The following is a 26,664-nucleotide window of genomic DNA, read 5'->3' as shown; positions in this document are numbered from 1 at the left end:
AACGCCCGCGGCTGGGCGGGTATGCCCGCGCGGAGGACGCGGTCCGCTCCGGGATCGTCCGCGCTACGGGCCGCACCTGCTCCGGGCCGCACCTGCTCCGGGCCGCACCTGCTCCGGGGGCGTCGACGGCCCGCTACCCTGGAGCGCGCGGGCCTCTAGCTCAGTTGGCAGAGCAGCGGACTTTTAATCCGCGGGTCGTCGGTTCGAGCCCGACGGGGCCCACCACTCGACCGCCTGGTCGCGCTTTCCGGACAGTGCCAGGGCGCAGCCAGGTCGCCGCACTACCGTGCAGAGGTGCTGACCGTCCTCCGCGTCCTCCTGCGCCGGCCTCGGCTGTGCGAGGCGTGCCGCGTCCGGCCGGCCCGCCGCCGTAACCCGTTCTGCTCGACGGACTGCGCGAAGACGTACTACCTCTACCTCTGACGCCTCGTCCGGGCCGCGGTGCTCCGCGACGGCGTCACTCGTGGCAGAGCGACCACACCTCGTCCGGGTAGTCACGGACCTTCTCGCCGACGAGCAGGCGCCAGCGGCCGTCCTGGTGCTCGAGCAGGCGGCCGGTGACGACCTCCGAGAGCCAGTCGGAGTCGATCCGGTACCAGCGGACGAGGCGGACAGTGGTCGCGGTGTGCGAGACGCGGGTCGTCATCGCGGGAGTCCCTTCTCGAGGAGGGAGCGGGGTGCTGGAACCAGCGGAACGTTCGACGCGCGAACGGGGGGATGACCCGCACCGGGACGACTCCGTTGTCGACCGGCCGGGAGACTGCGGCGGGCATCCGGCGGACCGGATGCCAGGAACTCTAGACGACCGCGCGGACGGTGTCTGTCCCGTCGCCGGTCACAGCGGAGCGGCTCCGTTCAGCAGGCTCAGGGGTGGACGGTGCAGCCGGCCGGGCGCGTCTGCCGGAACGCGGCCGCTTCGCGGGTGCGGGAGCGGAGCCTCCTCGCGCGGCGGCGGAGGAGCCGCTCGCTCGGGCCGAAGGCTCCGGATTCGAGGAGCTGGCGGAGGGACAGGGTCACCTGCCGGGCCAGACGGGGATCGATGCGGCCGGGGATCCGGATCGCGTCGATGAGGTCGAGGGCGTTGCGCGTGGTGCGGGAGATCGCCATGACGGAACCCTAGGGACGCCGGGGCGCGGTGTGCGCGCCCCGGACGGGGGCGCCGACGGGGACTGATGCTCAGCCCCGGGGCGCCCCGGCGGGATCAGTCGTGCCCGTTGCTGCCGTCGCCACGGCCCGTGGAGGACTGCAGGCGGTCGATGTGCTCGGAGGCCTGGGCCTTGGTGAGGTCGGCGGGCAGGGTCTCGCCCGCCTCGCGCGCGAGGGTGTCGAGGTAGCTGCGCTGCGGGCCGGTCATCGGCTCGTCGCCGGTGACCCAGTCGGACGGGTCCTTGCTGGCGCTGGTGTCGCTGCCGTCGTCGGCACGGGCGCCGAGGACGTCGCCCTCGGTCTTGACATCGGGATCGGTGGTGTTGTCATCGCTCATGGTGCGACCGTACGCCCGACCACCGACGCCGACGAGGGCTTGCGGAGCGGGCCCGGGCGCCCCGCTTCACGAGCCGAGCAGCGCGTGCGCGACGGTGAAGATGACCAGCCCGGCCAGGGAGCCCACGACGGTGCCGTTGATCCGGATGAACTGGAGGTCCTTCCCGACCTGCAGCTCGAGCTTCTCGGACGTCTCACGCGGGTCCCAGCGGTGGATGGTGTCGCCGATGATGCTGGCGATGTCGGTGCGGTAGCGGTCGACCAGGTTGGCCGCGACCGATCCGATCCAGGAGTCGACGGTCGCCGCGAGACCGGCGTCGGTCGAGAGCCGGCGGCCCAGATCGACCACGATCGACTCGATGCTGCCGCGGAGGGGGCTCGACGGGTCGTCCATCGCGCCGAGGAGGGAGGCCTTCGTCGCCTCCCAGGCGTCCCCGGCGAGCTCGCGGACGCGCGGGCTGTCGAAGGCGCGGTTCTTGATCTCCTCGACCCGGGCGATCAGGTCGGGGTCTGTGCCCAGATCCTGCGCCAGCGTGGCGAGGTAGCCGTCGATCGCGATCCGGAACGGGTGCACCTGGTCCTCGCGCACCGCGGCGACGAAGACGAGCGCCTCGCGGTACAGCCGCTCGTCCACCGCTCGGCTGACCGCGGAGGGCAGCCAGCTCGGCAGGCGGCCGCTGACCATGCGGGTGAAGCTCTGCGGGTTCGCGGTCAGCCACGCCTCCGCCTGCTCCACCAGCGTGTCCACGAGGCGCCGGTGGTGGCCCGCCTCGACCACGCTTCCCACCAGCGAGCCCAGCGGCGGGCCCCACTGCGGGTCGAGGAGGTGGCGCCGTGCCAGCGCCTCGATCACGCGCTGCACGTCGGAGTCGTCCAGCAGGGCGATCGCCGAGCGGACGGCCGCGGCGCTCTCGCCGCCGACCCGGTGCGCGTTCTCCGGCTCGGCGAGCCACAGCCCCGCCCGCCGGGCGATCCCGAAGGAGTCGAGCTTCTCGCGCACGATGGCGCCGCGGAGGAAGTTCTCCTCGACGAACTGCGCGAGGCTCGCGCCGATCTCGTCCTTCTTGGTCGGGATGATCGCGGTGTGCGGGATCGGCAGGCCCAGCGGCCGCCGGAACAGCGCGGTCACGGCGAACCAGTCGGCGAGCGCGCCGACCATCCCGCCCTCGCTCGCGGCCCGGACCCACTGCAGCCACGGGTAGCGCTCCTGCAGGGCGAACGACACGGCGAAGACGACGGCCATCACCACGAGCAGGCCCGTGGCGAGCCGCTTCATCCGGACGAGAGCGACGCGCTTGGCCTCGTCGTCGCGCCCGACCGCCGCGAGGGTGGTCATGACGCGGTGGGGAACCCCTCGTGGCGGATGCCCCACGCGACGGTCCACTCCTCGCCCGGCTCGAGCCAGCGCAGGCCCTGCCCGCTGTTGAACGCCTCGGCGGGAGCGGTCATCGGCTCCACGGCGATCGCGGTCTTCACGTCGTCGCCGTCGGGGAAGATCCGGGTGATGAAGACCTGGATGAAGTTGTGCGAGGCGTCGGCCCAGAGGAGCACGCGGCGGCCGTCCGCGGCGCGGAGGCCGTGCACGCTCTCGCCGTCGACCATCCGGACGTCGGCCCAGGCGTCGTCGAGCTCGAGGTCGCCGATGCGGCGGCCGGAGCGGAGGTCCCACTCGGTGCCCTCGACCGGGTTCTGCACGGTGGGGTTGAGGCGCTCGTCGACCTCGATGTGCACCGCCGCGTCGACGGTGATCTCGAGCTCGTCGGTCGGGACGTCGCCGATGGCGAGGAAGGGGTGCGTGCCGATGGCGACGGGTGCCTCGTCGGCGCCGACGTTGACGACGCGGTGGACGACCTTCAGCCCGTCGGCCTGCAGCTCGTAGCGGACCGAGGTCTCGAGGTGGAACGGGTAGCCCGCCTGCGGCACGACCGGCGCGGCCAGCTCGACGAAGGACGGGCCCTGGTCGACGAGGCGGTACGGGGTGCTCACCAGCAGGCCGTGGATGGCGTTGTGGTACTTCGGCTCGGTGATCGCGAGCTGGAGCGTCTCGCCGCGGTGGTGCCAGCGCCCGTCCTTCACGCGGTTGGGCCAGGGCATCAGGACGATGCCCGAGCCGAACGGCGGAACGGTGCTCTCCGGGTAGGAGGCGGTGATCTCCACTCCGTCGACCGAGAGGTGGCGCAACGCTGCGGCCACCTCCGTCACGACGGCGTGCAGGGTGCGTCCCTCGGCGGTGAGGTCGAGCGAGAACTGGCGCCCGGTGGCGGGGGCGGGGGTGAAGTCGGCCATTCCTCGATCCTACGGACTGACGCGCTCGCCGAGCGCCCGGCAGCGGGTGACCGCGAGCCCCGCCTCCTCCAGAGCGGCGACGAGTCCGTCGGCGGCGCCCGCCCCCGTGAGCAGACGGTCGAACTCGTCGGGAGCGGCGACCCGGCCGAGGTCGACCACTCCGAGCTTCGAGGAGTCCGCGACCACGACCCGGCGGGTCGCCGCCTGCAGCATCCGGCGCTTCAGGGTCGCCTCCGGGAGGTTGACGTTGGTGACGCCGGCCTCGGGGTGCACGCCGGTGCAGCCGATGAAGGCGATGTCGGCGCGGATCCGCTCGAGCAGCTCGGACGCGAGCGGCTCGACCAGCGAGTGCTGCAGCGGCCGCAGAGTGCCCCCGGTGACGACGACCGTGAAGCGCGGGATGGCCGGCTCGAGCGCCAGCGCCGTGGAGAGGCCGTTCGTGATCACCGTGACGTCGCGCAGCTCCTCCCGCGCCACGAGCGCGTGCGCGATGGCGAGCGGGGTGGTACCCACGTCGAGCACGATGCTCTGCCCGGAGGAGACGGAGGCGGCGGCCTCCTCGCCGATCGCGGCCTTCTCGTCGGAGGCGGCGCTCAGGCCCTCCTCGAGCGAGCGCTCGCCGGTGGGTCTCGGCGCCGGGATCGCCCCGCCGCGCACCCGCTGGAGGACGCCCTCGCTCGCGAGCAGGGCGAGATCGGAGCGGACGGTGACGACCGAGACCCCGAGCATGTCGGCCATCGGGGCGACCCCGACGAAGCCCGAGCTCTCGGCGGCCAGGCGCAGCCGCAGCCGGCGCTCGATCGCCGACGTGGACTCCTGCTCGCCGTCCGTCCTCATCCGCCCATCGTGCCCGCGGTCGAGTGGACTTGTCAAAGCGAAAACGAGCTTTCCTTTTCGAAGGTGCGGCCCTAGTCTGACTCCTGCCATGAACGAAGCGATCACCCTCTCCGCCGGCGTCGTCAAGCGCCCGCACACGCTGGCCGACGGCCGCGAGCTCCTCTACTTCGACGACGCCGACACGACCCTCCCCCCGGAGCGCGCCGCCGACGCCCGCCACCTCGACCCCCGCCCTGCCACCGCGCGGATGCGCCAGGACGTGCTGACCGGCGAGTGGGTCTCCATCGCCGCGTCGCGCCAGAACCGCGTGTTCCTGCCGCCGGCCGAGCTCGATCCGCTCGCCCCGGCGTCGCCGACGAACCCGTCGGAGGTGCCCAGCCGCTACGACGTCGCCGTCTTCGAGAACCGCTCCCCCTCCTTCGGCCCGCTCCTCGAGGACGCGGACGCGCCCGCCTCCCTGGAGGACTTGCGCACTCTCGGGCTCGGCCGGACGCTGACCAGCGTCGGCCGCTGCGAGGTCGTCTGCTTCAGCCCCGAGCACGAGGGCTCGTTCGCCACGCTCAGCGCCTCCCGCGCCCGGACCGTGGTCGAGGCCTGGGCCGACCGCGTGGGCGCCCTCTCGGCCCTTCCCGGCGTGCAGCAGGTCTTCCCGTTCGAGAACCGCGGCGAGGCGATCGGCGTCACGCTGCACCATCCCCACGGGCAGATCTACTCCTACCCCTACGTCACGCCGCGCACGACCCGCCTGCTCGCCTCGCTCGACAGCTACGGGCCGTCGATGTTCGCCGACGTCCTCGCCTTCGAGCAGGCCGGCGAGCGCGTCCTACTCCGCGGCGAGCACTTCACCGCGTTCGTGCCGTTCGCCGCGCGCTGGCCCGTCGAGGTGCACCTCCTGCCGCACCGCCACGTCCCGGACCTGGCGGCGACGACCCCGGAGGAGCGCGACGAGCTGGCTGTGATGTACCAGCGCCTGCTCCGCGGCATCGACGCCCTCTACGACACCCCGACGCCCTACATCGCCGCCTGGCACCAGGCCCCGGTGCACGAGCGCCGCGACGAGGTGCGCCTGATGCTCCAGATCACCTCGCCCCGCCGCGCCGAGACGAAGCTCAAGTACCTCGCGGGGAGCGAGGCCGCGATGGGCGCCTGGATCGGCGACATCGCCCCCGAGACGAGCGCCGCGGCCCTGCGCGCGGCGATCGAGCGGGCCGAAGCGGCCGTGCTCGAGGCCGGGATCGCACAGCGCCCCGACGCGGCGCTGCCGGTCGCCGCGCACAGCGACGACTCGCTTCCCGGCGGCGCCGCCACTCCCGCCACCACCGCCGCCGACATCGCCGAGGAGAACCGATGACCGCCGCTCCCGCATCCCTGACCGCCGTCGCCGAGAGCGCGGCCGCCGCCTTCGAGCGCACCTTCGGCCGCCCCGCCGCGGGCGTCTGGGCCGGCCCCGGCCGCGTGAACCTGATCGGCGAGCACACCGACTACAACGACGGCTTCGTCTTCCCCTTCGCGATCGACCGCGCCACGGCGATGGCCGTCGCTCCGAGGGAGGACCGCCTGATCCGGATCAGCAGCGCCTTCTCCCCCGAGGTGGTCGAGGTCGCTCTCGACGAGCTCGGCCCCGGCGCCGTGACCGGCTGGTCGGCCTACCCGCTCGGCGTGGTCTGGGCGCTCACCGAGTACGGCGTCGACCTGGGCTCCCGCTCGGGCTTCGACGCGTACGTCGACTCCGACGTGCCGGTCGGCGCGGGGCTCTCGAGCTCGGCGGCGCTGATGTGCGCGATGGCCGTCGCCCTCGACGAGCTCTGGGACCTCGGCTTCGACCGCGCGACGATGGCCCGCGTCGGCCGTCGCGCCGAGAACGTCGCGGTCGGCGCCCCCACCGGGATCATGGACGAGTCCGCCTCCCTCTTCGGGAAGCGCGACGCCGCGGTGTTCCTGGACTGCCGCAGCCTCGACACCGAGGTCGTCCCCCTCGGCTTCGAGGAGGCCGGCCTCGTCCTGCTCGTCGTCGACACGCGCGTCGAGCACGCGCACGCCACCGGCGGCTACGCCGAGCGGCGCGCCTCCTGCGAGCTCGGCGCCGCGACCCTCGGCGTGCCGTCGCTCCGCGAGCTGACGGTCGACGACCTGCCGCGCGCCCAGGAGCTCCTCGACGACGTCACCTACCGGCGCGTGAAGCACGTCGTGACCGAGGACGTCCGCGTGCTCGAGACCGTCCGCACCCTGCGCGAGCACGGTCCCCGGGCGATCGGCGATCTGCTCGACGCCGGCCACGTCTCCCTCCGCGACGACTTCGAGATCTCGGTGCCCGAGCTCGACACCGCCGTCGAGGCGGCGCGCGGCGCCGGAGCGATCGGCGCCCGGATGACCGGCGGCGGCTTCGGCGGCTCCGCGATCGCCCTCACCCCGGTGGAGAAGGAGGAGGAGGTCCGCGCCGCGGTCCTCGCCGCCTTCGCCGAGAAGGGCTTCACGACTCCGGAGCTCTTCCTGGTCACGGCCGCCGACGGCGCGGGTCGGGTGCTCTGACCTCTGCTTCCGTCGACGCCCCCTGCGACCTCGCGTCGCAGGGGGCGTTCCTCGTCCAGCCGCTACGGCGCCGGATCCGGCGGAACGACGGCGCGCCCTTCTCCCCCGGTGACCCGAACCAGCTCGGCGAAGCTCGTCGGGTAGACGGTGTGCGCGTGCCCGGCCGCAGCCCAGACCACGTCGTAGGCGGCGAGGGCCGTGTCGACCACGATGCGCAGCGGCGCGGGATGGCCCACCGGCGCGATCCCGCCGATCGTCTGGCCCGTCGCGGACTTCACCTCCGCGGCCGGCGCCCGGGTGATCGATCCGCCCAGCTGCACGCCCAGCCAGGCGGTGTCGACGCGGTGGCCGCCGCTGGTCAGGACCAGCAGCGGCGCACCGTCGATCAGGAACACGAGCGAGTTGGCGATCTGGCCGACGTCGACGCCCAGCGCCTCGGCCGCCAGTGCCGCCGTCGACGCGGCCGAATCGAGCCAGCGCACGGTCGGGTGCACGCCGTGCCGGTCGAGGTCGGCGAGGACGCGGTCGACGGCCGGGTGGCTCCGTTCGCTCATGCCGCCGAGGCTAGCGCCCCGGCCGCCCTCACTTCTCGAACGTGGAGGCGTCGATCACGAAGCGGTAGCGGACGTCCGAGGCGAGGACGCGCTCGTAGGCCTCGTTGATCTGCGACGCCGAGACGACCTCGACCTCGCTCGCGATGCCCTTCTCGGCGCAGAAGTCGAGCATCTCCTGGGTCTCGCGGATGCCGCCGATGCCCGAGCCCGCGAAGGAGCGACGGGCGCCGAAGAGCGTGAAGACGTGCAGCGGCAGCGCCTCGGCCGGAGCGCCCACGTTCACCATCGTGCCGTTGCGGCGCAGGAGCCCCAGGTAGGCGTCGAGGTCGAGGGGCGCGCTGACCGTGTTGACGATCAGGTCGAAGGTGTTCGCGAGATCGGTGAAGGTCGCCTCGTCGCGCGTCGCGTAGTAGTGGTCGGCGCCCAGGCGGAGGCCGTCCTCCTTCTTGCTGAGGGTCTGCGAGAGCACGGTGACCTCGGCGCCCATCGCGTGCGCGAACTTGACGGCCATGTGGCCGAGCCCGCCGAGGCCGACGACGGCCACGCGCTTGCCGGGGCCCGCCTCCCAGTGCGAGAGCGGCGAGTAGGTCGTGATGCCCGCGCACAGCAGCGGAGCGGCGGCCTCGTAGGGGATCGACTCCGGCACGCGGAGCACGAAGTCCTCGACGACGACGACGTGCGTGGAGTAGCCGCCCTGGGTGATGGTGCCGTCGCGGTCGACGGAGGCGTAGGTGCCGGTGTTGCCCTTCAGGCAGTACTGCTCCTCGCCCGCGAGGCAGTTCTCGCACTCGCGGCAGGAGTTCACCATGCAGCCGACGCCGACGCGGTCGCCGACGGAGTGCTTGGTGACCTCGGAGCCGACCTCGGCGACGACGCCGACGATCTCGTGGCCGACGGTCAGCGGGTACGCCACCGGTCCCCAGTCGCCGCGGACGGTGTGGATGTCGGAGTGGCAGATGCCGGAGTAGGCGATCTCGATGAGCACGTCGTGCGGTCCGACGTCGCGGCGCTCGATGGTGGTGGGGACGAGCGGCTCGGTCGCGGAGGGGGCGGCGTAGGCGGTGACGGTGAGCATGGGTTCTCCTCGTGGGGCGGGGCGCGCTCCGAGGACGTGTCCGACGGGGTGGGGGACGCGAGAGCGCCGGGCCACGCTACCGGCAGGCGACTGGACGTCGCCCCCGAGCGCGGTCCGGCGCGGGTCCTGTGGCGCGGGACCGGTCAGCGCAGGGCGCGCTCGGCCGCCGTCACCACGTTGTGGATGAGCATCGCGCGCGTCATCGGGCCGACTCCGCCGGGCACGGGCGACAGCCAGCCCGCGACCTCCGCCGCCTCCGGTGCGACGTCGCCGGTCAGCTTCGCGCGGCCCGTCTCCGGGTTCTCGACCCGCGTGATGCCCACGTCGAGCACGGCGGCGCCGGGCTTCACCCAGTCGGCGCGGATGAGCCCGGGCACGCCCACGGCGGCCACCACGATGTCGGCGCGGCGCACCTCCGCGGCGAGATCGGCCGTGCGGGAGTGGGTGAGGGTCACGGTGGCGTCGAGGCCCTTCCGCGTGAGCAGGAGCCCGAGCGGACGGCCGACGGTGAGCCCGCGGCCCACGACGACGACATGCCGGCCCGAGGTCGGGATGCCGTGGCGCTGCAGCATCTCGACGATCCCGTTCGGCGTGCAGGGCAGCGGGCTGTCCAGCTCGCCCTCGACGCCGAGAACCAGGCGGCCGAGGTTGGTGGGGTGCAGGCCGTCGGCGTCCTTGTCCGGATCCATGAGCTCGAGCATCGCGTTCTCGTCGATGCCCTTCGGCAGCGGGAGCTGGATGATGTACCCGGTCACGGCCTCCGAGTCGTTGAGCTGCCGGATGGCGGCGCGGATGTCGTCCGCCGACGCGGTCGCGGGGAGGTCCACGCGGATCGACTCGATCCCGACCTCCGCGCAGTCGCGGTGCTTGCCCGCGACGTACGAGCGGGAGGCGGGATCGTCCCCCACCAGCAGCGTTCCGAGCCCGGGCACGACGCCCCGCTCGCGCAGAGCGGCGACCCGCTCCGCGATCTCCGTCTTGACCGCCGTCGCCGTCGCGACGCCGTCGAGTACCTGTGCCGTCATCTCGGGCTCCTCGGTCGTTGCGCGGCGGAGGGGGACGGTGCCCCGGCCTCCGCCGCGCGGGTGGTGCAGCGGATCGACTACAGCCCGGGGTAGAGCGGGAAGTCGTCGGTGAGGCGGGCGACACGGCCGCGCAGCGCCTCGAGGTCGGCCGAGGGCTTGAGCGCCTCGGCGATGACGTCGGCGACCTCGGTGAACTCCGTGTCGCCGAAGCCGCGGGTCGCGAGCGCCGGCGTGCCGATGCGCAGGCCCGAGGTGACCATCGGCGGGCGGGGGTCGAACGGCACGGCGTTGCGGTTGACCGTGATGCCGACCTCGTGGAGGCGGTCCTCGGCCTGCTTGCCGTCCAGCGGCGAGTCGCGCAGGTCGGCGAGGACGAGGTGGACGTCCGTGCCGCCGGTCAGGACGTCGATGCCCTCGGCCTTCGAGTCGGCCGCCGTGAGGCGCTCGGCGAGGATCTGCGCGCCGCGGATGGTGCGTGCCTGGCGGTCGGCGAACTCGGGCTCGCCGGCGAGCTTGAACGCGGTCGCCTTCGCGGCGATCACGTGCATGAGCGGGCCGCCCTGCTGGCCGGGGAAGACGGCCGAGTTCAGCTTCTTGGCGTACTCCTGCTTCGCGAGGATGAGCCCCGAGCGCGGGCCGGCCAGCGTCTTGTGGACGGTGGTCGTCACGACGTCGGCGTAGGGCACCGGCGACGGGTGCAGCCCCGCCGCCACGAGGCCTGCGAAGTGGGCCATGTCGACCCAGAGCTTCGCGCCGACCTCGTCGGCGATGGCGCGGAACGCCTCGAAGTCGAGCTGACGGGGGTAGGCGGACCAGCCGGCGATGAGCACCTGCGGACGGACCTCGAGGGCCTTCTCGCGGACCGCGTCCATGTCGATGCGGAAGGTCTGCGGGTCGACGCCGTACGCGGTCGCGTTGTAGAGCTTGCCCGAGAAGTTCAGCTTCATGCCGTGGGTCAGGTGGCCGCCGTGCGCGAGCTCGAGGCCGAGGATGGTGTCTCCGGGCTGCACGAGCGCGGCGAGCGCCGCGGCGTTGGCGGAGGCTCCGGAGTGCGGCTGGACATTGGCGAACTCGGCGCCGAAGAGGGCCTTGGCGCGGTCGATCGCGAGCTGCTCGGCGATGTCGACGTACTCGCAGCCGCCGTAGTAGCGGCGTCCGGGGTAGCCCTCGGCGTACTTGTTGGTCAGGACGGAGCCCTGCGACTCGAGGATCGCGCGCGGCACGAAGTTCTCGCTCGCGATCATCTCGAGGTAGCCGCGCTGGCGGTCGAGCTCCTGCTGGAGCACGGCGGCGATCTCGGGGTCGACCACCGACACGGGCTGGTCGAACGAGGCGGCGACGCCGGGGCTGGCGGGGGAAGAGGACACGGACGCTCCTTGGCTGGGAAACGGAAGGGGCCCGGCAGGTCGCTGCGGCGCGACACGGCTCGTTCGGGCGACCCGATCTACGGTATCCGTTCCAGCCCAGGCGTGCGGCGGGAAAAGTGTCCGGGGCGCTGCCCCGGAGGAGGTGCCGCTCCCTGATGGTCACCCATCCGAACGCCAGTCGCGGCGGGCTCACTCTAGCAAGCGGGCCGGGTGGCGCGGGAGTCGCGCCAGTCGGGGGCGGGCACGCGCGATCGTGCGACGATCCCTCGGGCGGTCCCGGCGCGGGACCGGGAGGGAGGGCGTCGCCGTGGGTCCTCGACGCCGCTCCGAGCGCATCGACGGCCGCAGCGACGAGGAGCTCGTCGCGCTGGTCCGGGAGGGCCGCACCGACGCGGTCTCCGAGCTCTGGCGCCGCCACTCCTCGGCCGGGCGCACCGTGGCCCGGGCGTGGGCGAGCAGCTCCGACCCCGACGACCTGGTCTCGGAGGCGTTCCTCCGCGTCCTGCGGGCGATCGAGCGCGGCGGCGGACCCGAGGGCGCCTTCCGCCCCTACTTCTTCACCACCGTCCGCAACGTCGCGGGATCCTGGGCCCGGCGGGACCGGCACGAGCGGCCGTTCGACGAGGCCGACCGCGCCCTCCCCTCTGCCGGCCCCGATCCCGAGGCGCACGCCCTCGCCGCCCTCGAGCGCGACCTGGGCGCGCGCGCGTTCCGGGCGCTGCCGCCGCGCTGGCAGGAGGTGCTCTGGTACACGGAGGTGGAGGGCCTGTCCCCCGCCGCCGCCGCACCGCTGATGGGCCTGCGGCCCAACGCGGTCGCAGCGCTCGGGGTGCGGGCGCGGGAGGGGCTGCGCTCCGCGTGGATCCGGGAGCACGTGGCGGACGCCTCGGCGACGGGCGAGTGCGAGTGGGTGCTCGAGCGGGCGGGGACGTACGCGCGAGGACGAGCCCCCGTCCGGGACAGGCACCGCATCGACCGGCACCTGGACGGGTGCCTCTCCTGCCGGGAGGCGCTGGCGGAGGCCGAGAGCACTGCGCGCCGCCTCGCGTCGGTGCTGCTGCCGCTCTCGGCCGGCGTGAGCGGTGCGGCAGCCTGGGCGGCGGGCGGGGGCTCTGGCGCGGCCTCCGGTCCGCTGCCGAGCGCGGTCCGGGCGTCGAGCGCGGTTCGAGCGTCGAGAGCGGTCCGAGCGTCGAGAGCGGGCAGCGGAACAGGAGTAGTCGTCGCCGCGTCCGCTGCGGCGGCACTCGCGGTCGCGGGAGTCGTCGGCGCGGTGGTGCTGCTGTCCGGGAACGGGGGCGGCGCGCTCGTGGCGGCGGAGGACGCCTCCGCGCGGGTGGACGAGCGCGCAACGGCCGAGGCGGCTGCGCCGGCGTCGAGCGGAGGAGCGACGGCGAGCGCCGACCGACCGGAGACGGACCCGGAGGCCGCGGACCGGACGAGTGCAGCGGACGGCGATCCGGCGGGGCGGTCCAGGGGTTCCGGCGCCGCTCCGAGGAGCACGGTGCCGGCCGTGGCCGGACGGGCCGCGTCGGACGATGCCGGAGCGACGCGCGCGACCCCCGGGAGGACGGGACGCCCGCCGCAACAGGAGCCGTCCCACGATCCCGTCGGCGCACCGGCGTCGAGAGGGATCGAGGCGACCGCCTCCCCGACTCCTGCCGCCGAGCCCGCCCCGTCCCGCCCTGCCGTGACCGGCGGCCCCGCACCGGCGCCCTCCCCTGCCGTCACCGAGGCTCCGGCCCCCTCCGGGCCGCCGGGGGCCACGACCGGGGGCTCCGCGCCGGGCCCGATCGGCAACGGCCCGGCCCTGCCCTCCGTTCCGGTCCCGACCCCCGCACCCAGCACTCCGGTCCCGGTTCCTGTTCCGATCGTGACTCCCCCACCGGACACTCCGGCTCCGGCAGCGACGCACGTACCGAGCACTCCGGCGCCGGTCCCTACAGAGGCGCCGAGCACCTCCGCTCCGGTCTCGACTCCCGCACCGGTCACGACTCCCGCTCCGGCCGCACCTCCCGCTCCGGCCGCACCGACCCTCGCGCTCGACACCGACGGCCGGCTGCTGCCCGATGCCCGGGGCACCGCCGCGCCCGGCGCCGAGGTGCTCCTCGAGGACGCCTCCGACGGACACCGCGTGGGCTCCGCCACCGCCGACGCCGACGGCTCCTGGACCGCGCCGGCGCTCCCCCTCCCCGCGGGCACGACCACGGTGCTGGCGCGCACCGCTGCAGGAGTCAGCGCCCCCGAGGCGGTCGACCTGCGCGCTCCGGTGCTCCTCGCCCGGGCCGCGTCGAGCGGGGGCGCGGTCGGCGTGCTCGTGCTCGCCGATCCCGACGCGGACGGCCTCGACCTCCTGGTCGACGGCGGGCAGGTGCGGTCCCTCGCTCCCGGAGCCCCCGTCCTCGCCGCGACCCTGGAGGTCGGTCCCGGGAGGCACACGATCGGCGTCCGCTACTCCTCCCCGGACGGGCGGACGGGACCCGTCGCCGTCGTGTCCGTCGACGCGGGCTGAGGCGCGCGGACCGCCCCGTGCCCCACCGTTATCCTGGGCGGATGCAGCCCGAACCCGCCGCGTCCGCGACTCCCCGGCCCGCCCCCGCGAGCACCCGTCCGACGGGCAGCGACGCCGCGTGGTCCGGCGCCCGGCCCGCGGGAAACCACTGGACCCTGACCTTCGCCTGCCCCGACCAGCCGGGCATCGTGCACGCCGTGTCCGGTGCCGTCGTCCAGGCCCGCGGCAACATCACCGAGAGCCAGCAGTTCTCGAGCGCCGACACCGGCCGCTTCTTCATGCGCCTGCAGGTGGAGTCGCCGATCAGCCGCGAGGAGTTCGCCGCCGCCCTGCTGCCGATCACGGAGCACTACGGGATGACCTGGCGCCTCGACGTCGTCGGCCGGCCGCTGCGCACCCTCGTCCTCGCCTCCACCGCCGCGCACTGCGTCAACGACCTGCTCTTCCGCCAGCGCGCCGGGCAGCTCGCGGTGGACATCCCGATGATCCTGTCCAACCACGGCAGCCTTCGCGACCTCGCCGAGTTCTACGGCGTGCCCTTCGAGTCGCGACCCGTGGTCTCGCCGGAGTCGAAGCGCGGGTTCGAGGAGCGCGTGCTGGAGGTCGTCGAGGAGCACGACGTCGAGCTCGTGGTCCTGGCGCGCTACATGCAGATCCTCTCCCCCGAGCTCTGCGCGCGACTGGCCGGCCGCGCTATCAACATCCACCACTCGTTCCTGCCGGGCTTCAAGGGCGCGAACCCCTACAAGCAGGCGCACGCCCGCGGCGTCAAGCTGATCGGGGCGACCGCGCACTTCGTCACCAGCGACCTCGACGAGGGGCCGATCATCGAGCAGAACGTGGTGCGCGTGGACCACTCGCACTCGGTCGCCCAGCTCGTGGCGATCGGGCAGGACGAGGAGAGCCGTACGCTCACGCAGGCGGTCAAGTGGTTCGCGGAGGACCGGGTGCTCCTCGACGGGGCCCGCACCATCATCTTCCGCTGACCTCCGGCGGCTAGCATGGTCGGCGTGAATCGAGCAGGAGCGGACACCGCGGGCACCGACATCAGGATCGGCCCGAACGCGATCCTCCGGTTCCTCCTGGAGCTCGTCGCGCTGGCGACCTTCGCCCTCTGGGGCTTCGCGTCGTGGGACCTCCCGTGGAACATCGTCCTCGGCATCGGCGCTCCGGTGGTCGCCGCGCTGATCTGGGCGCTCTTCCTCTCGCCGCGCGCGGTCCTCGCGATCGACGTCTACGGCCGCTCGCTGATCGAGCTGCTCGTGATGGGCGCCGCCGCGCTGGCGTGGCTGGACCTCGGCCAGCCGGTCGTCGCGATCGTCTTCGGCGTCCTCGCCGTCGTCTCCGGCGTCATCGCGGGACGCCGCTCCCTCTGATCCTGACGGCGGCCGCTCAGGCCGAGGGGGGCGCTCGCTCGGAGCCGTCCACCGCTGTCCCCGAGGGTGCACCGCGGTCCCCGTGCGCTCGCCGCCGCCTCGGACCGGAACCGAACGCGTCGTCCCGGCTCGCAGCGGCAGGTCGCCACCGCGTTCTCCCGTCGATGCACCTCCGGGGATGCGCGACCGCAGCGGGACCCCGGGCCGATCGCGCCGCCGGGCCCCCAGTCGGAGGTGCTCCGCCCCGCCTGATCGTCGATCTCTCCCCGACCCGCTCCCGCCTCCGCTCTCGAGCCGTTCCCCCACGCAGCCCGGCTGGTCCTGCTCCCGGCCCGCACCACGAGCCGCCCCGTCTCCGCCTCCCCCGCCCGAGAACGGCGAACGGCCGCCCCCGCCGCTCCGGGAGGAGCAGGGGGACGGCCGTTCGCGGCGGTCGCGGAGGACTACTCCGCGGCGCCCGCCTCACGCTGCGCCAGGGCGCGGCGTCGGAGGCCGGTGATCACAGCACCTGCACCGAGGAGGGCGAGGGCGGCGGCTCCGAGGAGACCGCCGTCGAAGCCCGTCGACGGGAGGCCGCCGGCGCCGTGGCCGGGCGCGCCCGGTCCGGCGGTCGGCGTGGAGGTGGGCTCCCCCGGTCCGGCGGTCGGCGTGGAGATGGGCTCCCCCGGTCCGGCGGTGGGGCCGGCCGTCGGCGTCGCGGTCGGCTCCGGGGTGCCCGTGGGCTCCGGAGTCGCGGTCGGCGTCGGGGTGGGGGTGACCGCCTCGGTGACGTCGACGCTCACGAGCGACGCGAGTCCCGAGTCGGTGTAGGCGACACGGCCGAGGTAGCGGGCCGGGCCCGCCAGGTTCGACCAGGAGACCGCGTACGCGATCGGCTCGCCCTGCACGGCGTCGACCACGGCGGGGTCGGTGCTCAGCGAGCCGAGACCGTTCTCCGGAGTGATGACGAAGCTGCGGAAGTCGAACGTGACGGTCGAGGATCCCGGAGCGGTCGAGTAGACATCGGCCTGGACCGTGTACTCGCCCGGAGCGGGGTCGGCGATGTCGACGCGCTCGTCGGCCGAGCCGGTCGCCGAGGTGAAGACCTTGTCGGTGCTCTCGCTGGTGACGGTGAGGTCGAGGTCGGCCGCGTCGTCGAGCGAGTCGAGGTCGAAGCGGGCGAACTCGGCGCCCTCCGGCACCACGACGGTGGTCGTCAGCGACTTCCCCGTGGGGAGCGTCGCCGAGTGGCCGTCAGCGGCGGTGGCGTCCTCGGCGAGGACACCCTCGGCGAGACCGCTCGCGGTGAGCGGCAGCGCGCCGGTGATGCCGGGCGTGACCGTCACCGTGCCGGTGCCGGTCGAGCCGGTGCCGGAGACCTCGTAGGGCGCGTCCAGCAGGACGGGGCGCACCGCGATCGGGCTGCGGACGTCGTGCTCCGCGCTCGCCCAGGTCAGGTAGCCGGTGGCGAACTGGTTGAGCGCCGCCGAGCCGGTGGTGAAGGAGACCGTGTACTCCGCCGTCTGGCCCGCACCCGTGAAGGAGAGGGTCGAGGGCGAGACGACGGTGTCGATCCCGGCGAGGCCGTCGACCGAGGCGGTGTAGGTGCCCGCGCCGGTCGAGGTGACCGTGCGGGTCACGGTCTGCGTGCCCGCGAGGGCGCCGATCGCGATCGAGGCCTGGTTGAGGTCGGACGGGTCGATCGCGGCGATCGGGTCGATCACCGGGTTCGAGGTGAAGACGTAGCCCGCACCCTTGAGGAACGCGATCCAGTCCTCCGTGCCGCTCTGGTAGAGCAGTCCGGGATCGAGGAACGCGGCAGGGTCGACGTGTCCGGCGCCCTGGGCGAAGACGTCCTCGGACGCGGCGCCCGACTGGTCGACGCTGTCGTAGGCGGAGGTCATCATGGCCGACTTCACCGCGGACGGCGAGGCCTTCGGGGTCGCGCCGAGGATCAGCGCGCCGAGGCCCGCCACGTGCGGCGACGACATCGAGGTGCCGGACTCGAACGCGAAGGCGGGGTCGTCGCCCTCGGCGTTGAAGCTGTCGGCGAGGATCGCGACGCCGGGCGCCGTGAGGTCGGGCTTCAGCACGTCGGCGCCGTCCGCCTCAGCGGGTCCGCGCGACGAGAAGCCGGCGACCTGCGGGACGGGGATGGAGGCTCCGGACGAGTTGCCCTCGGAGAGGGTCACGGTCGCACCGGCGGTGCCGGCGTAGGTCGTGATCGCCTGGTAGGCCTGCGAGTCGATCTGGATGCTCGGGACCGAGTGGTCGTCGACGTGCAGGGCGTTCGGGGTCGGGTTGAGCAGCAGCATGCCGATGCCGCCGGCCCGCTCGACCTCGGCCGACTTGGAGACGCGCGCGGTGACGCCCGCGGTGCAGGCGACGATCGTGCCCTTCACCTTGTCGGGGTCGAGGGTGCCGGTCTCGCAGATGGCGGGGTTCTCGGCGCCCGAGCGGACGACGTCGGCGCTGTTCACCAGCGGTCCGGTGACGTCCTCGTGGACCGAGATGGATCCTCCGACGAACTTCTGGCCGTCGCCGAGAGCGGCGGTCGCGGTGTAGGTCGGGATGGAGGACGCGGCGACCGTGGTGTACCAGGGCGACGCGTGGTCGAGCGTGGAGGCGCCCGCACCCGAGTTGCCGGCCGAGGCCGCGACGAAGACGCCCGCGGCGGCGGCGTTGAGGAACGCCTCGTCGATCGCGGTCAGGGTCGAGGTGGCCGAGCCGCCGCCGATCGAGAAGTTGATGACGTCGACGCCGTCCTTGGTCGCGGCGTCGATGGCCGCGAGGATGCCCGCTCCGGAGCAGAAGTCGTCGTCGTCGGTGCCCTCGTCGGGTCCGTTCCAGCAGACCTTGTACGCGGCGACCTTGGCGGCCGGGGCGACTCCGGAGATCTTCCCGTAGTCGTAGCCGTCGACGCTCGCCTCGACGCCGTTGTTGCCGGCTGCCGTGCTCGCGGTGTGCGAGCCGTGTCCGTCGGCGTCGCGCGGGGAGCGGTACTCGGGGTTGTCCGTCGAGCCGACCTCCTCGTCCGCGAGGAACCAGCGTGCGCCGATGAGCTTCTGGTTGCACTCGTCGCCGTCCCACTGCTCGGAGGCGGGGAGCCCCGGCGAGCAGGAGCCGACGAAGGTGCCGCCGTCCGACTTCACGAAGGAGGTGGTGGTGCCGTCCGTGTAGGGGGCAGCTCCGGGCGAGGTCGCCAGGGGCGCGCCCGCGAAGGAGGGGTTCTCGGGCGCGATGCCGGAGTCGATGACGCCGACGACGACGCCCTCGCCCGCCTTGTCGATGCCGCCCAGCTTCTGCCAGACGCCGTTCTCGCCCTCGAGGCCGAGGAAGTCGGTGGAGCGCTGCTGTCCGGTGTCGGGCACCGGGGTGCCGGCGGCGGCCGCGGCGAGCGGCGAGGCCTGCGCGGCGCGGTCGACCTTCAGGTTCTCGACCTTGCGGACCTGGGCGACGTCGCGGCGGCTCGCGAGCTCGCCCGCCTGCTCGCCCGAGAGGGTCGCGGAGAAGCCGTTGAGGGCGACGGTGTAGTGGTAGCCGATGGCGGCGTCGACCGCGGAGGCGACGTCCTCCTGGCGCTGCTCGAGGTGGGCGGAGTAGTCCTCCACCGGAGCCGAGGCGGCCTGCAGCTGCGCACCGTCGACGGGCGCGGTGCGGGCGAAGCGGGCATCGCTGCCCTGGTAGGTGGCCGCGGAGGGCTCGACGAGGGTGACGACGTAGTCGCCGTCGTAGAAGCTCTGGCCGACGGAGAGCCCGCCGACGAGCGAGGCACTGCCGGCGAGAGGGGCGGCACTGGCGCCGGTGGTGGCGAAGGCCGCGGTCGCGGCGACTCCGAGGACGGCGAGGCCCGCGAGGATGCGCCTCTCAGCGCGGCGGACGGGTGGTCGGTGGGACAGGTGGATCGGCAATCGATGTCCTTACTCACATTCGCTGGGAACCGGATCGGTTTCCACACAGAAACGACCCTACGAACTCGATTGCTCAGCTTTGTTACGAACAGGTAACGAAGTTGACACCGAAAGGGGCCGATCCGTTGGCACTCCCCCTCCGCGAGTGCTAATTTATTCGCGTTGAGCCGGGTCGGCTCAACTCTTGGAACTCTTCGTTGCACGACTGAATGGAGTGATCTCATGGCTGTCACCTACGACCCCGTCCGCGAGCTGGACCGCCTCGCCACCGCCCTCCTCGGCTCCGGTCAGGGGCCCCGCCGGATGCCGATCGACCTGTACCGGGACGGCGACCACTACGTCCTCACCGCCGACCTCCTCGGCATCGACCCCGGGTCCGTCGACGTCGACGTGGACGGGCAGCTCCTCACCATCCGCGCCCAGCGCACCGTCGCGGGCGGCGACGACGTCACCTGGATCACCCGGGAGCGCCAGTCGGCGACCTTCGTCCGCCAGCTGAGCCTCGGCCAGGGCGTCGACACCGAGCGCATCGCCGCGTCCTACGACAACGGCGTGCTATCGGTGACCATCCCGGTCAGCGAGAAGGCGCGTCCCCGCCGCATCGAGGTCGTCTCGACCGCCCGCCCCGAGCAGGTGCGGATCGGCGAGGCGGCCGCCGAGTAGGACGACGAGCGAGGGCCCGTCCGCGATCGTGCGGGCGGGCCCTCCGCGTGTCCGCACGCCCTACGCTGGCCGGATGCGCGCCTCCTCCTCCGACACCGCTGTCGGCGTCCTGCTCCTCCGCGATCTCCCCGCCTCCGAGGTGCTCGGCTACGCCCGCCGCGCCGAGGAGCTCGGCTTCGACGAGCTCTGGGCGGTCGAGGACCTCGGCTTCCGCGGCGGCATCGCCCAGGCCGGCGCGGTACTCGCCGCCACCGAGCGGATCGTCGTCGGCATCGGCATCCTGCCCGCCGCCGTCCGCACGGCGGCCTTCACCGCGATGGAGCTCGGCACTCTCGCCGAGCTGTTCCCCGGCCGCGTCCACGCCGGCATCGGGCACGGGATGCCGCACTGGATGCGCGGCCTCGGCGTCTGGCCGCGCAGCCCGCTCACCCTGCTCGAGGAGCAGTTCGGCGCGATCCGCTCGCTGCTCTCCGGCGAGCGCACCGACCGCTCCGGCCGCTACGTGCACGTGGACGGCCTCGTCCTGGAGTCGCCGCCCGCCGTCGTGCCGCCGCTGCTGGCCGGCGTCCGCGGACCGAAGTCGCTGGCGCTCGCGGGCCGGATCGCCGACGGGGTCGTCCTGGCCGAGCCCGTCACTCCGGAGTACCTCGCGGCGGCCCGCGGCCACCTGGGCGGCACCGGACGGATCGTCGCCTACAACGTGGCCGCCGTGGACGACGACGCGGCCGCCGCGCGCGACGCGGTCCGGCCGGGACTCGAATGGATCGGCGAGTCGGACTGGGCGCCGCACATCGAGCCGCTCCCCTTCGCCGAGGACTTCGCCCGCCTGCGGGCCGAGAGCGCCGACCGCGCCGCCTTCGTCCGCGACCTGCCCGACGCCTGGGTCGACCAGCTGGCCGTCGTGGGCACTCCCGAGGACGCTCGTCGCCGCATCGGCCTGCTGCACGAGGCCGGTGCGTCGAGCGTCGTGCTGATGCCGTCGGGGCCCGATCCGCTCCACGCGATGGAGGAGCTCGCCCGGGCGCTCTGAGGCGCTCGGCCCGGGCGCGTCCCACCGGGCCCGGAGACGCGTCCGGCCCGCAGGATCCGAGGATCGTGCGGGCCGGACGCGTCTGCTGAAGCCGGTGATCAGGCCGACATGCGGGCCTTCAGGTTCTCGTCGAGGGTCGCGAGGAACTCCTCGGTCGTCTGCCAGCCCTGCTCGGGGCCGACGAGCAGGGCGAGGTCCTTCGTCATCTTCCCGGACTCGACCGTCTTGATGACCACGTCCTCCAGGGTGAGCGAGAAGTCGATGAGCTCCTGGTTGCCGTCGAGCTTGCCGCGGTGCGCGAGGCCGCGCGTCCAGGCGTAGATCGAGGCGATCGGGTTCGTCGAGGTGGGCTTGCCGGCCTGGTGCTGGCGGTAGTGGCGCGTGACGGTGCCGTGCGCCGCCTCCGCCTCGACGACGCTGCCGTCGGGCGTGGAGAGCACGGAGGTCATCAGGCCCAGCGAGCCGAAGCCCTGCGCGACGGTGTCGGACTGGACGTCGCCGTCGTAGTTCTTGCAGGCCCAGACGTAGCCGCCCTCCCACTTCATGGCCGAGGCGACCATGTCGTCGATGAGGCGGTGCTCGTAGGTGAGGCCCGCGGCGTCGAAGCGCTCCTTGAACTCGGTCTCGAAGATCTCCTCAAAGATGTCCTTGAAGCGGCCGTCGTAGGCCTTGAGGATCGTGTTCTTGGTGGAGAGGTAGACCGGGTAATTGCGCGAGAGGCCGTAGTTCAGCGACGAGCGGGCGAAGTCGCGGATCGACGCGTCCTGGTTGTACTGGACCTGCGCGATGCCGTCGTCCGGGGCCTTGTAGACCTCGAACCTCATCGGCTCGGAGCCGTCCTCGGGCGTGAACTCGACGGTCAGCGTGCCCTTGCCCTTGAAGACGAAGTCGGTGGCGCGGTACTGGTCGCCGAACGCGTGGCGGCCGATGATGATCGGCTTGTTCCAGCCGGGGACCAGGCGCGGGATGTTCGAGATGATGATGGGCTCGCGGAAGATCACGCCGCCGAGGATGTTGCGGATCGTGCCGTTGGGCGACTTCCACATCTTCTTGAGGCCGAACTCCTCGACGCGGGCCTCGTCGGGGGTGATGGTCGCGCACTTCACGCCGACGCCGTGCTTCTGGATGGCGTGCGCCGCGTCGATCGTGACCTGGTCGTCCGTCTCGTCGCGGTACTCGATGCCGAGGTCGTAGTACTCGAGGTTCACGTCGAGGTACGGGTGGATGAGGGTGTCCTTGATCTTCTGCCAGATGATGCGCGTCATCTCGTCGCCGTCGAGCTCGACGACCGTTCCCTCAACCTTGATCTTGGACATTGCTCTCCCATGGTGTCGATGACCCCGCACCTGTGCGGGACGGGCGGCTCTGCACCGCTCCGGATGGCCTCCGCCAGCCTACCCGAGGCCCGAACTGTCTCGATGTCGAGACAGTTCTCGATCGTCCGCGCCGGGGCCGGCGCACGTCGCCCGACAGGAGGATGCCCGCCGTCCTGCGCCGCCGGTACAGTGACGGCATGAGTGACCTCCGCCTGGAAGAGCTGTCCGCCTCGAACATCTCCGCCGTGAACGGTCTGAGCCTCAAACCCGGCCAGGAGCAGTTCATCGCGCCGGTCTCCTACTCCGCCGCCGCCGCGGTGATCGACCCGGGCGCCTCCTGGCAGCGGGCCGTGATGGACGGCGACGAGCTGGTCGGCTTCATCCACGCGCACTTCGACCCGGAGGCGGCGGAGGAGTTCCGCAGCTGCATCTGGCGCATCAACATCGACGCGGCGAAGCAGGGCCGCGGCGTGGGCACCTTCGCCGTCCGCGCCACCGCCGACGAGGCGCGCGCCCGCGGCTTCCACACCCTCACGGTGATCTGGGAGTCCGGCGAGGACGGCCCGGAGCAGTTCTTCCGCTGGATCGGCTTCGAGGTCGTCGGCGAGACGCAGTACGGCGAGAACATCGGGGCGCTGACGCTCTGAGCGCGGCGCCGGAGGCAGCGGAGCCGGCCGACTTCGTCTCCGCCGTCCTCGAGGTGGTCGCCTCGATCCCGCCCGGACGCGTGATGGCCTACGGCGAGATCGCCGCGGTCCTCGGCACTCGTGCGGCACGCGCGGTCGGCACGGTGATGGCCCGCTACGGCTCCGACACCGCCTGGTGGCGCGTCGTCCGCGCGGGAGGAGCGCCCCCGGTCGGCCACGAGGAGCGCGCCCGCCGGGAGTACGAGCGCGAGGGCACGCCCCTCGTCGTCACGCCGGGCGGCTGGCGCGTCGACGTGCGCAGCGCCCGCTGGCGCCCCTGAGCCGGGAGCGGCTCCGGGACGTGAGTCGCGAGCAGCAGCCGATCAGACGAGCGAGCCCCGCCAGGCCGCGTGCAGGGTGGCGAAGCGGCCCTCGCCGGCGATGAGCGCCTCCGGGGTGCCGTCCTCGACGATGCGGCCGTGCTCCATCACCAGCACCCGGTCGGCGATCGCGACCGTCGAGAGGCGGTGCGCGATGATGACCGCCGTGCGGTCCGCCAGCAGCGTCTGCAGGCCCTGCTGCACCAGGCGCTCGCTCGGGATGTCGAGGGAGGAGGTCGCCTCGTCCAGGATCAGCACCGCCGGGTCGGCCAGGAACGCGCGGGCGAATGAGATCAGCTGGCGCTGACCGGCCGAGACGCGGCCGCCGCGCTTGTTCACGTCGGTGTCGTAGCCGTCCGGAAGCGCCTGGATGAACTCGTGCGCGCCGACCGCCTGCGCGGCCCGGACGATCTCGTCGTAGGACGCGGTCGGCCGCCCGATCGCGATGTTGTCGGCGACGGATCCGGAGAAGAGGTACGCCTCCTGGGTGACCATCACGATCGCGCGCCGCAGGTCCTTCGGGTGCAGCCGCCGCAGGTCCACGCCGTCGAGGGTCACCACGCCGTCGCTCGGGTCGTAGAAGCGCGAGATCAGCTTGGCGAGCGTCGTCTTGCCGGCGCCCGTGGACCCGACGAGGGCGATGGTCTGCCCGGCGGGGATGTCGAGGTCGAAGCGCGGCAGCACCTCGCGGTCGGCGGTGTAGGCGAAGCGGACGCCCTCGAAGCCGAGGCGGCCCCGCGCCTGGCGCAGGTCGACCGGGCGGGCCGGATCCGGGACGCTCGGCTCCTCGGCCAGCACGCCCGAGATCTTCTCGAGCGCGGCGGCCGCCGACTGGTAGGAGTTGTAGAACATCGCCATCTCCTGCACCGGGTCGAAGAAGCGCCGGGTGTAGAGCAGGACCGCCAGCAGCGCGCCGATCTCGAGCCCGCCGTCGAGCACGCGGACGCCGCCGATGAACAGCACCACGGCGACGGTGACGTTGCCGATCAGCACGAGCCCGGGGTCGAAGGTGCCGAACACCCCGAAGACGCGCTTGTAGGCGAGCCGGTACTGCTCGACGACCCCGCCGAACACGGACTCGTTGCGCTTCTGCGTGCGGAAGGTCTGCACGGCGCGGATGCCGGTCATGGACTCCACGAACTGCACGATGAGCCGCGACGAGGCGACGCGAGTGCCGCGGAACAGCGCCTGCGACCGTTTCTGGAACCAGCGGGTGAGCAGCGCGAGCGGCACCAGGGCGCAGGCGAGCACGATGCCGCTCACGCCGTCCAGGGAGACCAGGGCGATCGCGACGAAGCCCATGTAGAGCGCACCCTGCACCAGCTGGTTGATGCCGGAGTCGAGCAGCTCGCGGATGGAGTCGAGGTCGCTGGTCTGGCGCGAGATGATCCGGCCGGAGGTGTAGTTCTCGTGGAACTCCAGGCTCAGCTTCTGGGTGTGCAGGAAGACTCGCTTGCGCAGGTCGATCAGGATCGCCTGGCTCACCCTCGCGGAGAGCACGGTGTACCAGGCGACCAGGAGCGCGCCGACGAGTCCGGTGAGGATGTAGGCGCCGACCGTGACCGCCAGCGGGACCGCGTTCCCCGCGAGGACCGCGGGCAGACCGTTGTCGATGCCCGCCGCGATCAGCGCCGGTCCCGCGACCTGGGCAGCGGTCGCGACGACGACCACGACCGCGGTGAGCACCAGCCGCAGCCGGAGCGGCCGCAGCAGGGAGCCGAGCAGCCGCAGCGAGCGCCGGCGCAGAGCCGCCGACTCCGCTCTGCTGAGGTCGTCGCGCTCCTCGGAGGAACCGAGCGTGCTCATGATCGCGTCTCCTGGTGGGTCGTCGTGGGGCGGGAGCCGATGCGCTCGGTCCCGGCGGGCCGGGTCAGCTCGTCCTCCTCGAGGCTCGAGATGACGAAGCGGTAGTGCGGGCTGCTCGCGAGCAGCTCGCTGTGGGTGCCGACCGCGGTGATGCGGCCCTCCTCCATCAGTGCCACGCGATCGGCGAGCGCCACCGTCGAGGGGCGGTGGGCGACGATGATCGCCGTGGTGTCGCCGAGCACGCGGCGCAGCCCCGCCTCGACGCGCGCCTCCGTGTCGACGTCGAGCGCCGAGAGCGGGTCGTCGAGGACGAGCACCGCCGGACGCGCGGCCACCGCGCGGGCGAGGGCCAGGCGCTGGCGCTGGCCGCCGGAGAGGCTCATCCCCTCCTCGCCCACCTTCGTGTCCAGGCCCTCGGGGAGGCGGTGGACGAAGTCGGCCTGCGCGATCTCGAGGGCCTCGAGCAGCTCCTCCTCGGTCGCGTCGGGTCGGCCGAGGAGGACGTTCTCGCGCACGCTGGTGGAGAAGAGCGTCGCGTCCTCGAACGCCATGCCGATGTGCGTGCGCAGCTCGTCGCGGCGGAGCCGGCGGATGTCGACGCCGTCGAGCTCGATGGCTCCGCCGGTCACGTCGTAGAGGCGCGGGAGCAGCGCGGTGAGCGTCGTCTTCCCGGAGCCGGTGATGCCGACCAGTGCCATCGTCTCGCCCGGCTCGACCTCGAGGTCGACGCCGTCGAGGAGGTCGCGGTAGCGCTCGGGGGCGTCCTGGTAGCGGAAGTGGACGTCGCGGAAGCGGACCCGACCGCGCGGCTCGAGGATCGTCTCGGGGTCCTCCGGGTCGGTGATGGTGTTCCGGCTGTCCATCACCTCGAAGTAGCGGTCGACCGCCGTGCGGGTGTCGAAGGTCATCGAGAGGAGGAAGCCGATCGACTCCACCGGCCAGCGCAGCACGGTCGCGGTGGCGAAGAAGGCGAACAGCTCGCCGACGCTCAGCTGGCCGGCCGCGGCGAGCCAGACCCCGCCGAGCAGGCAGAGCGCGAACGCGATGTCCGGCACCAGCAGCAGGACGAGCCAGATCCCGGCGATGGCGCGGGCCTTGTCGATCTCGATGCCGCGGAGCTTCTCGGCCTGGCCGGCGAAGTTCTCCAGCGCGTGCTGGTGGCGGCCGAAGGCCTTGAGGACGCGGATGCCGTGCACCGACTGCTCGACGGTCGTGGCGAGGTCGCCCGCCTGGTCCTGGCTGCGGCGCGCGATGCTCGAGTAGCGCTTCTCGAACGCGAACCCGTAGATCCAGACCGGGATCGAGCACACGACGAAGAGCACGCCGAGGATCGGGTTCCAGTAGACGAGGACGCCGAAGCCGACGACGATCGTCAGCGCGTTGACCACGAGCAGGACGAAGCCGAAGGCGATCCAGCGGCGGATGAGGCTGAGGTCGCTCATCGCCCGCGACAGGAGCTGCCCGCTCTGCCAGCGGTCGTGGAACGAGACGGGGAGGTCCTGCAGGCGGCTGTAGAGCGCCGAGCGCATGCGCGCCTCGATCCGCGTGCTGGGGGTGAGGACCATCCGGCGGCGCAGCGCGATGGCACCGGCCTCGACGACGCCGAGCACGAGGATGACGGCGACCGGGCCGATCAGCGGCCCGAGGTCGCCGGAGCCGGCGGAGGCCGCTCCGTCCCCCAGCGGCCCGTCGACGAGCTGCTGCAGGACGATCGGGATGACCAGCGACACCAGGCTCGCCACGAGCGCGACCGCGATGCCGCCGACCAGCCGGGGCAGGGAGTCGCCGACGAAGGGGACGAGGCGCAGCAGGGTCTGCAGCGTGCTCGGGCGCTTCTGCGCGGGGGCGCCGGGAGACGGGAGGGCGGGAGCGGACACGGCGGAGGGCTTTCGCGACGAGGGCGGGGCCTCCCC

Annotated in this window: 24 protein-coding genes and 1 tRNA gene; 11 read left to right on the top strand and 14 right to left on the bottom strand. The window is 73.1% G+C overall.

Going from position 1 to position 26,664, the window contains the following annotated elements:
* Nucleotides 1–149 precede the first annotated feature (149 nt).
* Nucleotides 150–225 (top strand) — tRNA-Lys (locus tag C5C54_RS07395).
* 69 nt (nucleotides 226–294) lie between these two features.
* The gene (locus C5C54_RS18275; RefSeq protein WP_258063260.1) at nucleotides 295–423 is read left to right on the top strand and encodes a hypothetical protein; all 129 of its coding nucleotides are present in this window, start codon (nucleotides 295–297) and stop codon (nucleotides 421–423) included.
* A 34-nt stretch (nucleotides 424–457) separates the two neighbouring features.
* On the opposite strand, the gene C5C54_RS07390 is transcribed toward C5C54_RS18275, so the two are convergent.
* The 6 genes from C5C54_RS07390 to C5C54_RS07365 form a co-directional block, all read right to left on the bottom strand.
* A complete protein-coding gene (locus C5C54_RS07390) occupies nucleotides 458–646 on the bottom strand; it encodes a hypothetical protein (protein ID WP_104224712.1) in 189 nt (62 codons plus the stop codon).
* A 218-nt stretch (nucleotides 647–864) separates the two neighbouring features.
* Nucleotides 865–1,107 (bottom strand): hypothetical protein, encoded by a 243-nt coding sequence (locus tag C5C54_RS07385; RefSeq protein ID WP_104273395.1) that lies wholly within the window; start codon nucleotides 1,105–1,107, stop codon nucleotides 865–867.
* A gap of 94 nt (nucleotides 1,108–1,201) precedes the next feature.
* Nucleotides 1,202–1,483 (bottom strand): DUF3072 domain-containing protein, encoded by a 282-nt coding sequence (locus tag C5C54_RS07380; RefSeq protein WP_104224714.1) that lies wholly within the window; start codon nucleotides 1,481–1,483, stop codon nucleotides 1,202–1,204.
* Between the two features lie 66 nt (nucleotides 1,484–1,549).
* Nucleotides 1,550–2,818 (bottom strand): DUF445 domain-containing protein, encoded by a 1,269-nt coding sequence (locus C5C54_RS07375; protein ID WP_104224715.1) that lies wholly within the window; start codon nucleotides 2,816–2,818, stop codon nucleotides 1,550–1,552.
* Nucleotides 2,815–3,768, bottom strand: a complete 954-nt coding sequence (locus C5C54_RS07370; RefSeq protein WP_104263066.1) for an aldose 1-epimerase family protein — start codon at nucleotides 3,766–3,768, stop codon at nucleotides 2,815–2,817. The genes C5C54_RS07375 and C5C54_RS07370 overlap by 4 nt, the downstream gene beginning before the upstream one ends.
* A 9-nt stretch (nucleotides 3,769–3,777) precedes the next feature.
* The gene (locus tag C5C54_RS07365) at nucleotides 3,778–4,605 is read right to left on the bottom strand and encodes a DeoR/GlpR family DNA-binding transcription regulator (RefSeq protein ID WP_104288068.1); all 828 of its coding nucleotides are present in this window, start codon (nucleotides 4,603–4,605) and stop codon (nucleotides 3,778–3,780) included.
* Nucleotides 4,606–4,693: 88 nt separating this feature from the next.
* Between C5C54_RS07365 and galT the strand changes: the two genes are divergently transcribed.
* Together galT and galK are read left to right on the top strand one after the other, a co-directional pair.
* A complete protein-coding gene (gene galT / locus C5C54_RS07360) occupies nucleotides 4,694–5,956 on the top strand; it encodes a galactose-1-phosphate uridylyltransferase (protein WP_104263068.1) in 1,263 nt (420 codons plus the stop codon).
* Nucleotides 5,953–7,134 (top strand): galactokinase, encoded by a 1,182-nt coding sequence (galK, locus tag C5C54_RS07355; RefSeq protein WP_104224719.1) that lies wholly within the window; start codon nucleotides 5,953–5,955, stop codon nucleotides 7,132–7,134. The genes galT and galK overlap by 4 nt, the downstream gene beginning before the upstream one ends.
* 62 nt (nucleotides 7,135–7,196) lie before the next feature.
* Here galK and C5C54_RS07350 read toward each other — a convergent pair whose 3' ends face one another.
* The 4 genes from C5C54_RS07350 to glyA all read right to left on the bottom strand — a co-directional run bounded on the left by C5C54_RS07350 (nucleotide 7,197) and on the right by glyA (nucleotide 11,155).
* Nucleotides 7,197–7,688 carry a YbaK/EbsC family protein gene (locus tag C5C54_RS07350; RefSeq protein WP_104288067.1) on the bottom strand — a complete coding sequence of 164 codons (492 nt, stop codon included), beginning with the start codon at nucleotides 7,686–7,688 and terminating at the stop codon, nucleotides 7,197–7,199.
* A gap of 28 nt (nucleotides 7,689–7,716) precedes the next feature.
* Nucleotides 7,717–8,763: an NAD(P)-dependent alcohol dehydrogenase gene (locus tag C5C54_RS07345; protein WP_104233905.1), complete on the bottom strand. Its 1,047-nt coding sequence runs from the start codon at nucleotides 8,761–8,763 to the stop codon at nucleotides 7,717–7,719.
* 143 nt (nucleotides 8,764–8,906) lie between these two features.
* Nucleotides 8,907–9,788 carry a bifunctional methylenetetrahydrofolate dehydrogenase/methenyltetrahydrofolate cyclohydrolase gene (locus C5C54_RS07340; protein WP_104247702.1) on the bottom strand — a complete coding sequence of 294 codons (882 nt, stop codon included), beginning with the start codon at nucleotides 9,786–9,788 and terminating at the stop codon, nucleotides 8,907–8,909.
* 77 nt (nucleotides 9,789–9,865) lie between these two features.
* Nucleotides 9,866–11,155, bottom strand: a complete 1,290-nt coding sequence (glyA, locus tag C5C54_RS07335) for a serine hydroxymethyltransferase (RefSeq protein ID WP_104224723.1) — start codon at nucleotides 11,153–11,155, stop codon at nucleotides 9,866–9,868.
* Nucleotides 11,156–11,462: 307 nt separating this feature from the next.
* Here glyA and C5C54_RS07330 point away from each other — a divergent pair, with 307 nt between their 5' ends.
* The 3 genes from C5C54_RS07330 to C5C54_RS07320 are packed head-to-tail and all read left to right on the top strand — an operon-like array spanning nucleotide 11,463 to nucleotide 15,040.
* Nucleotides 11,463–13,664, top strand: coding sequence for a sigma-70 family RNA polymerase sigma factor (locus C5C54_RS07330; protein WP_181069055.1), 2,202 nt, complete (start codon nucleotides 11,463–11,465; stop codon nucleotides 13,662–13,664).
* Between the two features lie 41 nt (nucleotides 13,665–13,705).
* Nucleotides 13,706–14,650, top strand: a complete 945-nt coding sequence (gene purU, locus C5C54_RS07325; protein WP_104224944.1) for a formyltetrahydrofolate deformylase — start codon at nucleotides 13,706–13,708, stop codon at nucleotides 14,648–14,650.
* Between the two features lie 24 nt (nucleotides 14,651–14,674).
* A complete protein-coding gene (locus tag C5C54_RS07320; RefSeq protein WP_104276971.1) occupies nucleotides 14,675–15,040 on the top strand; it encodes a YrdB family protein in 366 nt (121 codons plus the stop codon).
* 443 nt (nucleotides 15,041–15,483) lie between these two features.
* Here C5C54_RS07320 and C5C54_RS07315 read toward each other — a convergent pair whose 3' ends face one another.
* The gene (locus C5C54_RS07315; RefSeq protein WP_104288065.1) at nucleotides 15,484–18,930 is read right to left on the bottom strand and encodes a S8 family serine peptidase; all 3,447 of its coding nucleotides are present in this window, start codon (nucleotides 18,928–18,930) and stop codon (nucleotides 15,484–15,486) included.
* Between the two features lie 222 nt (nucleotides 18,931–19,152).
* Between C5C54_RS07315 and C5C54_RS07310 the strand changes: the two genes are divergently transcribed.
* Both C5C54_RS07310 and C5C54_RS07305 read left to right on the top strand, forming a co-directional pair.
* Complete coding sequence (locus C5C54_RS07310; protein ID WP_104288064.1) at nucleotides 19,153–19,593, top strand: Hsp20/alpha crystallin family protein; 441 nt, start codon at nucleotides 19,153–19,155, stop codon at nucleotides 19,591–19,593.
* A 73-nt stretch (nucleotides 19,594–19,666) separates the two neighbouring features.
* Nucleotides 19,667–20,623: an LLM class flavin-dependent oxidoreductase gene (locus C5C54_RS07305; protein WP_104288063.1), complete on the top strand. Its 957-nt coding sequence runs from the start codon at nucleotides 19,667–19,669 to the stop codon at nucleotides 20,621–20,623.
* Nucleotides 20,624–20,721: 98 nt separating this feature from the next.
* On the opposite strand, the gene C5C54_RS07300 is transcribed toward C5C54_RS07305, so the two are convergent.
* Nucleotides 20,722–21,939, bottom strand: a complete 1,218-nt coding sequence (locus C5C54_RS07300; protein ID WP_104224939.1) for an NADP-dependent isocitrate dehydrogenase — start codon at nucleotides 21,937–21,939, stop codon at nucleotides 20,722–20,724.
* Between the two features lie 197 nt (nucleotides 21,940–22,136).
* Between C5C54_RS07300 and C5C54_RS07295 the strand changes: the two genes are divergently transcribed.
* Together C5C54_RS07295 and C5C54_RS07290 are read left to right on the top strand one after the other, a co-directional pair.
* Nucleotides 22,137–22,586, top strand: coding sequence for a GNAT family N-acetyltransferase (locus C5C54_RS07295; RefSeq protein ID WP_104288111.1), 450 nt, complete (start codon nucleotides 22,137–22,139; stop codon nucleotides 22,584–22,586).
* Complete coding sequence (locus C5C54_RS07290) at nucleotides 22,583–22,906, top strand: MGMT family protein (protein ID WP_104238475.1); 324 nt, start codon at nucleotides 22,583–22,585, stop codon at nucleotides 22,904–22,906. The genes C5C54_RS07295 and C5C54_RS07290 overlap by 4 nt, the downstream gene beginning before the upstream one ends.
* 42 nt (nucleotides 22,907–22,948) lie before the next feature.
* Here C5C54_RS07290 and C5C54_RS07285 read toward each other — a convergent pair whose 3' ends face one another.
* Together C5C54_RS07285 and C5C54_RS07280 are read right to left on the bottom strand one after the other, a co-directional pair.
* Nucleotides 22,949–24,751, bottom strand: a complete 1,803-nt coding sequence (locus C5C54_RS07285; RefSeq protein WP_104288062.1) for an ABC transporter ATP-binding protein — start codon at nucleotides 24,749–24,751, stop codon at nucleotides 22,949–22,951.
* The gene (locus C5C54_RS07280; RefSeq protein ID WP_104288061.1) at nucleotides 24,748–26,628 is read right to left on the bottom strand and encodes an ABC transporter ATP-binding protein; all 1,881 of its coding nucleotides are present in this window, start codon (nucleotides 26,626–26,628) and stop codon (nucleotides 24,748–24,750) included. Before C5C54_RS07280 ends, C5C54_RS07285 begins: the two co-directional genes overlap by 4 nt.
* Between the last annotated feature and the right edge of the window lie 36 nt (nucleotides 26,629–26,664).

The sequence above is a fragment of the Rathayibacter sp. AY1F2 genome (genome assembly GCF_002930885.1).
Taxonomy (GTDB): domain Bacteria; phylum Actinomycetota; class Actinomycetes; order Actinomycetales; family Microbacteriaceae; genus Rathayibacter.
This window is presented reverse-complemented; position numbering and strand designations above follow the sequence as displayed.

Excerpts from the sequence above, each read along its gene's own strand:
- C5C54_RS07390 (WP_104224712.1), bottom strand. The coding sequence starts at position 646 with ATGACGACCCGCGTCTCGCACACCGCGACCACTGTCCGCCTCGTCCGC.
- C5C54_RS07385 (WP_104273395.1), bottom strand. The coding sequence starts at position 1,107 with ATGGCGATCTCCCGCACCACGCGCAACGCCCTCGACCTCATCGACGCG.
- C5C54_RS07380 (WP_104224714.1), bottom strand. The coding sequence starts at position 1,483 with ATGAGCGATGACAACACCACCGATCCCGATGTCAAGACCGAGGGCGAC.
- C5C54_RS07375 (WP_104224715.1), bottom strand. The coding sequence starts at position 2,818 with ATGACCACCCTCGCGGCGGTCGGGCGCGACGACGAGGCCAAGCGCGTC.
- C5C54_RS07370 (WP_104263066.1), bottom strand. The coding sequence starts at position 3,768 with ATGGCCGACTTCACCCCCGCCCCCGCCACCGGGCGCCAGTTCTCGCTC.
- C5C54_RS07365 (WP_104288068.1), bottom strand. The coding sequence starts at position 4,605 with ATGAGGACGGACGGCGAGCAGGAGTCCACGTCGGCGATCGAGCGCCGG.
- galT (WP_104263068.1), top strand. The coding sequence starts at position 4,694 with ATGAACGAAGCGATCACCCTCTCCGCCGGCGTCGTCAAGCGCCCGCAC.
- galK (WP_104224719.1), top strand. The coding sequence starts at position 5,953 with ATGACCGCCGCTCCCGCATCCCTGACCGCCGTCGCCGAGAGCGCGGCC.
- C5C54_RS07350 (WP_104288067.1), bottom strand. The coding sequence starts at position 7,688 with ATGAGCGAACGGAGCCACCCGGCCGTCGACCGCGTCCTCGCCGACCTC.
- C5C54_RS07345 (WP_104233905.1), bottom strand. The coding sequence starts at position 8,763 with ATGCTCACCGTCACCGCCTACGCCGCCCCCTCCGCGACCGAGCCGCTC.
- C5C54_RS07340 (WP_104247702.1), bottom strand. The coding sequence starts at position 9,788 with ATGACGGCACAGGTACTCGACGGCGTCGCGACGGCGACGGCGGTCAAG.
- purU (WP_104224944.1), top strand. The coding sequence starts at position 13,706 with ATGCAGCCCGAACCCGCCGCGTCCGCGACTCCCCGGCCCGCCCCCGCG.
- C5C54_RS07310 (WP_104288064.1), top strand. The coding sequence starts at position 19,153 with ATGGCTGTCACCTACGACCCCGTCCGCGAGCTGGACCGCCTCGCCACC.
- C5C54_RS07305 (WP_104288063.1), top strand. The coding sequence starts at position 19,667 with ATGCGCGCCTCCTCCTCCGACACCGCTGTCGGCGTCCTGCTCCTCCGC.
- C5C54_RS07300 (WP_104224939.1), bottom strand. The coding sequence starts at position 21,939 with ATGTCCAAGATCAAGGTTGAGGGAACGGTCGTCGAGCTCGACGGCGAC.
- C5C54_RS07295 (WP_104288111.1), top strand. The coding sequence starts at position 22,137 with ATGAGTGACCTCCGCCTGGAAGAGCTGTCCGCCTCGAACATCTCCGCC.
- C5C54_RS07285 (WP_104288062.1), bottom strand. The coding sequence starts at position 24,751 with ATGAGCACGCTCGGTTCCTCCGAGGAGCGCGACGACCTCAGCAGAGCG.